General features: G+C 42.2%; 5 protein-coding genes. All 5 read left to right on the top strand.

All coding sequences use genetic code 11. From position 1 onward, the window contains the following. Positions 1-692: sensor histidine kinase (locus tag AC29Z1_RS06480; RefSeq protein ID WP_488270643.1), on the top strand; the 692-nt coding region annotated here is incomplete at its 5' end. A 131-nt stretch (positions 693-823) separates the two neighbouring features. Continuing rightward, positions 824-2251, top strand: a complete 1428-nt coding sequence (locus AC29Z1_RS06485; protein WP_488270644.1) for a sigma-54-dependent transcriptional regulator — start codon at positions 824-826, stop codon at positions 2249-2251. Positions 2252-2541: 290 nt separating this feature from the next. Continuing rightward, positions 2542-4491 carry a methyl-accepting chemotaxis protein gene (locus AC29Z1_RS06490; protein ID WP_488270645.1) on the top strand — a complete coding sequence of 650 codons (1950 nt, stop codon included), beginning with the start codon at positions 2542-2544 and terminating at the stop codon, positions 4489-4491. 24 nt (positions 4492-4515) lie between these two features. Next, a complete protein-coding gene (locus AC29Z1_RS06495) occupies positions 4516-5979 on the top strand; it encodes a chemotaxis protein CheW (protein ID WP_488270646.1) in 1464 nt (487 codons plus the stop codon). Between the two features lie 132 nt (positions 5980-6111). Further along, a partial coding sequence (locus AC29Z1_RS06500; RefSeq protein WP_488270647.1) for a response regulator occupies positions 6112-6570 on the top strand: 459 nt, incomplete at its 3' end.

Consider the following 6570-nt stretch of genomic DNA (forward strand, 5'->3'; position numbering starts at 1 on the left):
ATCGAATGTGTTCCATAGCTATGTTGGTAGCTAGTATCTCTCATGAGTTAAGTCAACCACTTCAGGCTCTTAATATACATATTGACAATATCTTGTATTTCCGTAAATTACAAGAAAATGGTTGTAGTCGTCTGACTGATGAGGATCTTACTTTTGCACTTGAGCAAATTAACCGGATTGGGGAGAAAATTAAATATCTCAATAGTTATGTGGAAAGAATTTTTATAAAAGATGAAAAAGAGTTTGATATTCTTGAGATAGTAAATCAATCGCTGGCTGCGATGGATGAATATCTGGAGGATATCAAGGTGATTTTTACCTATTCCAAGGTTCCTGCAATTTTTGGTGATTATCGCCGTTTTCAGGAGGTAATAACCAATATTATTCGTAATGCCGTTGAAGCTATGGAAGTTCGGGAACATGGCAAAGAAGTTCGTATTACGATTCATGTAATAGATGGAAACATTATTATTAAATGCCAGGATAACGGTATTGGATTAACTCAGGAAGCTAAGCAAAAAGCCTTCCAGCCATTCTTTACGACCAAAGTGTATACCAAAAGTATGGGTTTAGGGTTAACCATTGCGCTGACAATTATTGAAGCGTACGGCGGTGGAATTACTATCGAAAATAACAAGGAGGAAGCGGGAGCTTGTGTGACCATTCGTATTCCAATTAATAGTAAGGAATAGAGATACAAGCTTGGATTTATATTTATTTATTATTGACATGTTTGTGATAATCCACCTTACTACGTAAACATAACAGCAATTGTCAGTTGCAAATTCCACCACATTTTTACAATATACCGGGAGGTTGGAGTTTGGATATTTTGCTTGTTGAAGATGATTATGGCAGCCGTAGAAGTGTAAAAACATTTCTTCAGCGTGTTCATCACCGTGTTACAGAATGTACTGACGGGGAAGAAGCATTGGCCATATTAGGACAACGGCCATTTGACTTGATACTTTCAGACATTAAAATGCCGAAAATGACTGGACTTGAGTTATTAAAGTATGTAAATCAACCAAAGAAAAAAAGCCCTCCTGTTGTACTATTTACTGGCTGCGGTACTATAGATACCGCTATTGAAGCTCTTCGGTTAGGGGCTTTTGATTATTTAGTCAAGCCAGTTGATGCCGAACAACTTATTAGTATGCTTGAACGGGTCGAGGCTAACCTTGTTGTTATGGATGCATATACCAAACCAATTTTAGCTCATGGGCAGCAAGGAAAAACCTATGAAATACCCGGATATACTACGGTAAGCGTATTTTCAAAACAAATGGAAAAAATCTTCCAGGAGGCACAAAAGTACGGACTTGATCGATCCATTCCGGTACTTATCAGGGGAGAGACAGGTACAGGGAAAGAGGTTATAGCCCGAATTATTCATAATGCCGGAGAAAATAAAGATGCGCCATTTGTTGATATTAATTGTGCTGCGATTACTCCTAGTCTGTTCGAAAGCGAGCTTTTCGGGTATGAAGCTGGTGCTTTTACTGGTGGGCAATCTAAAGGGAAAAAGGGTAAGTTTGACATTGCGGCCGGAGGCACATTATTTTTAGATGAAGTGGCTGAGATACCATTAGAAATGCAGGGTAAGCTTTTACGCGTCTTGCAGGAAAAGGAATATTACCGAGTTGGTGGTTTGCATAAAATTAAAACTGATACTCGGATTATTTGCGCGACCAACGTAAATTTGGAGGAAGCAGTGGAAGCAGGCCGCTTCCGAAGAGATTTATACTACCGCTTGAAGGTAGGTCAGTTATATTTGCCACCGCTGCGCAATCGGGTTGAGGAAATTATTCCCTTGGCTACAATCTTTTTGCATGAGTTTGCTGAATCTAAAAACAAATCGTTTCAAGAAATATCATCAGAAGCAGAAACTGTTTTAACCAATTATCATTGGCCTGGGAATATTAGAGAACTTAGAAATGTTATTGAACGCGCTGTGTTCTTATTTGATGACATTCAGCTTAGACCAGAGCATTTTGAGGATATGCTTGCTGTTGATACCCATATGGGGCTGGAGGTTGATTGGAAGCAGCAGTCCAGTTTCAAGCCTCTGTCCTTATCGGAACAGTGTTATAATGACAATCTTTTAATGGATGATCATATTATTACCCTGGTTGAGCAGGCAGTAGAGGCTAACGACGGCAATAAGGCCGCTGCTGCCCGTAGTCTTGGCATAGCTCGGAGCTCGATTTACCGGATACTTGATAGAAAAAAAAAGAATATAAAAAAATAGTTCCAAATGGCAGGTATTGAAAAGTACCTGCTTATTTTATTATCAAATTTTATCGAATCATATCTTAAAAAATAGAAATGTGTCTCAATATAAGACACTGTCTCATATCGCTACAATATGGCAGTAGCTGATTACTTAAAAACAGATTATTTTTCGGACTTTTTTAGTGGTTACAATGAATTTAAGTTGGCATGTTTATTGCTAGGTAGAAAATGAAAAGAAAAATACTATTGCCGCATTAGGATACAGTAACAACGTTGATGGCGATAGATTTTAAGGGGGAATTTAAGATGGAGAAAAAAAAATTGGCTAGACCGGCAAACAATACCGCAACTACAAGCAGATTATCAGGTGAGTTAAGCAGTGCTGCCGATATTGCCGCCAAACGGGATTTAGCCAAAAAAAGGGCAATGGATAAAGTTCGTGCCCGTTCTATGGCCAAGCAGCAGCAACTTGCAGAGCGAATTGCTACCGCTACTGAGCAATTGGCAGCAGGCATTGAGCAGGCTGGTAATGCAGCCACAGAGCTAGCAAGTACCATGGAGCAGATTGCCAGTGGCGCTGAAGAAGCATCGGCTGCTGCTGAAGAAAGTCGCGCAGCCATAAACCAAATTGAAAAGGCGGCTATTGTTGCCGATAACCGCGCAAAAGAATCGCTTGATCGTGTCAATCTTGCTCAAAATCTCGTAAAAACAACCAGCGCTGATGTAGAACAACTCATTAATGGTATAAAAGCTTCAGCAGATGCTAACCTGGAATCAACTAAGATGGTTGCCGAATTAGAGAATCAAGCTATTGAAGTTGGTAATATTGTTGAGGCTGTAGTGCGTATTGCAGATCAGACGAATCTGCTGGCACTCAATGCTGCCATTGAAGCTGCTAGGGCTGGTGAACATGGACGCGGTTTTGCCGTGGTTGCTGACGAGGTGCGCAATCTAGCTGAAATATCAGAAAAATCGGCTCGTGATATCCGGCTACTTGTTGAAGAAATCCAAGAAAATGTAAAAACAGTTGTGCTAGATGTTCAAAAAGCTGGTCAAGCTGCCAATGAAGAAGTAGAAAAGGCTAAAAAAATAACCTCTGATCTGATTCAAATTGACAAGGATATGATAAATGTCCAAAAAGGCATTAACGAAGTGGCACAAAATGCAAGAGATGCAAATGAAGGTGCTAAAGAGTTTTTGGCACTTGCTCAACAGGTGGCTGCGGCTAGTGAGGAACAAGGCGCAGCTACCGAAGAAATTACGCAAACTATTAATGAGCAAAATCGCGCCTTCTCGGAAATGAGCAGTGCTTCTGCTGAGTTGTCTGAACTTGCCGAGCAGCTTAAAGTTTCGACAGATGCACAGAAGTCGTCCGAAGAACTAGCATCGGCTGCGGAAGAATTGTCTGCCAATGTTGAGGAAGCTAGTACAGCAGCCCAGCAAATCATGAAGGCAATGGAACAGCTTGACCAAGGTGCTCAGCTTCAGGCAGAGTTAACGATGAAAGCTGCCAATTTAGCTGATCGGCTGGCATCAGCAGCCTTACAAATGAAAGGAAGAGCCCAAGAATCTGAGATTAAAGTTACCGAACTCCAGGCACTACTTTCCACTAATAAAACTGAAGTTGATAGTATTATCCAAGGAATTTCTGATGCTGCTGAGGCCAGCCAGAAATCGGTACAAAATATTAAGCGATTAGAAGATACTACCCGCAGAATTGACAAAATCGTAGATGCTATTGTTAATGTTACCATCCAGACCAATATGCTGGCTGTTAACGGTTCCATCGAAGCTGCTAGGGCTGGAGAATATGGGCGTGGTTTTTCAGTAGTAGCTGGAGATATTCGTACTCTAGCTAATGAATCAGCTGAAAATGCAGATAAAATTAAAGACCTTGTCCGTAATATCCAAAACCAAATCCAGCAAGTAACTGCCGACATAGAATTATCAGCTAAGAATGCTTCCTATGAAGTGGAAAATGCCAAGAAGACGACAGGAAATCTTATCGCAATTGATGAGTCGATGCGCGAAATTCTTGCCGTAGTTAAAGAGGTGCTTGTTGGCGCTGAAGAATCTGCAGTCGCCCTTGAACAAGCCCGTAAGGGTATTGATCAAATTGCTGCTGCGGCTGAGGAAGCGGCTACAGCAAACCGACAAGCAGCTATAGCTGCATCAGAGCAGGCTAAAGGCATGCGGGAATTGGCTGAAGCAATTGAAGAAATTTCAGGGCTTGCAGACGAATTGCAAAATATGTAAGTTTCCATATGAGGAGGGATAACTATGTCTGAAGCCATTGAAATAAAAGAAGAAGGCTTATCAGAACGGCAGTTGGTTACATTCCATTTGGGTAATGATGAGTTTGGCGCCGATATTATGCATGTACGCGAAATCGTCCGCTTAACGGAAATTACCAAAGTACCGCATGCACCTGAGTATGTGGAAGGTGTGTGTAACCTGCGCGGCAATATTCTCCCCATCATTGATGGGCGGGTACGGTTGGGAATGCCCCGTCGTCAACGGGACGAAAGTACCCGTGTGCTGGTTGTTGATGTACGGGGACGGGCTACAGGTATTGTGGTAGACAAGGTATCAGAAGTATTACGGGTAAGCCAGACTGACATAGAGCCTGCTCCTGCTGTTATCCGTAATATCAATGTTGATTATTTGGAGGGCTTGGTCAAGCTCGACGGCGGTAAGCGCATTATTATGGCGCTAAACATTGGTCAGATTATTACCGTTGATCAGATCGATCAGATAAAAAGTGAAGGTGTAGCTACGATTGCTGCTAGACAAGACACTATAACCAAAACAGTTGAGAGTGAAGATGAGCAACTGGTGACGTTCTTGCTGGGACAAGAAGAATACGCCTTTAACATTATGCATGTGAAAGAGATCATCCGGGTGCAGCAAATTACTTCAGTACCCAATGTTCCTAAGTATGCCGAAGGGGTTGTTTCGTTACGGGAGCAACTGCTGCCCATTATAAATATGCGTGTGTTCTTTAATCTGCCTGACTGTAAAGCTACAGACCAATCGCGGATTATTGTCGTAGACCTCGGCAATATTACTGCCGGGTTCCGGGTTGATAAAGTGTCAGAAGTAGTATCTGTACCGAAAAGTCTGATTGAGGCTCCTCCCTTAGTATATGGTAGTGATGAGGCTGGTCAGATTCGTGGTATTGCTAAATTAAAAGAAGGAAAGCGCCTGATTATGTATTTAAATGCGCTTAACCTACTGCCGGTTGAGATTGTGCAAGAGATTAGGGGCGAGCAGGTAACTTATGAAGCTACCACCGTTGAGCGGGGAGGAGCCATTGACGAGGAGCAGCTAGTTGCCTTTCGCGTGGAGGATGAAGAATTCGGAATAAAAATAACCGATGTCCAGGAAATAAACCGTATGGCTGAGGTAACTCACATGCCAGGCGCTCCTTCTTATATTGACGGCTTGGTTAATTTACGGGGGAATATCATTCCGGCGTTAAACCTGCGACGGCGATTTGAATTACCGGAAAGACAGTGTGATGATTCAACCAGGATCATTATTGTCGATACTGGGACACAGAAAACAGGAATTGTTGTAGATGCTGTTTCCGAGGTTCTCCGGTTTGATCGCAGCTTGGTAGAAGCTACTCCTGACATTGTTTCTCATTCGGTGGACAGCAAGTTTATCAGCGGTGTCGGTAAACTACATGGCGGTAAACGAATGGTTATGATTCTTGACCTCAAGCAAGTGCTGCAATTTTAGACGGCATATAAATAGGCTAAGTGATAACAATAAGGATACAAGTGAGATGTCACACAATTGATCAAATTTATCAAGAGTGTGGCAATCTCTCTCCTTGTTTGCTATACCAACAACGGGTGGTGTTCAGGATTTGTGATTAAAGTTTTGATTGTTGACGACTCAGCTATGATGCGCCGAACCATTAAGCAGATTTTGGAGACTGACCCTGACATTCAGGTCGTTGGGGTAGCCCGTGATGGTGAAGAAGCTCTGATCAAAGACCGTGAACTTTGCCCTGATGTTGTTACTATGGATATTAATATGCCTGTCATGGATGGGTTAACCTGTATGCTTTACTTATTAGAACAGCATCCCGAAGTGCAGGTCATTATGCTGAGCTCACTGACCCAAGAAGGTGCGATTACTACGTTTGAGGCTTTAGAGTTGGGAGCCTTTGATTATGTCGGTAAACCATCAGGAACGGTTTCAAAAAATCTATACATCATAGGCAGAGAACTCATCGCTAAAATTAAAGCTGCAGCTTACGCTAGAAGACTGCGTGGGACAGGTAGAGGAATCAAAAAACAACAACCTGTTACGGTTGAAAAGCCG

It is taken from the genome of Sporomusa sp. (assembly GCF_057736855.1).

Coding starts and splice junctions, on each gene's coding strand:
- AC29Z1_RS06495 (WP_488270646.1), top strand. CDS start 4,516: ATGTCTGAAGCCATTGAAATAAAAGAAGAAGGCTTATCAGAACGGCAG.
- AC29Z1_RS06490 (WP_488270645.1), top strand. CDS start 2,542: ATGGAGAAAAAAAAATTGGCTAGACCGGCAAACAATACCGCAACTACA.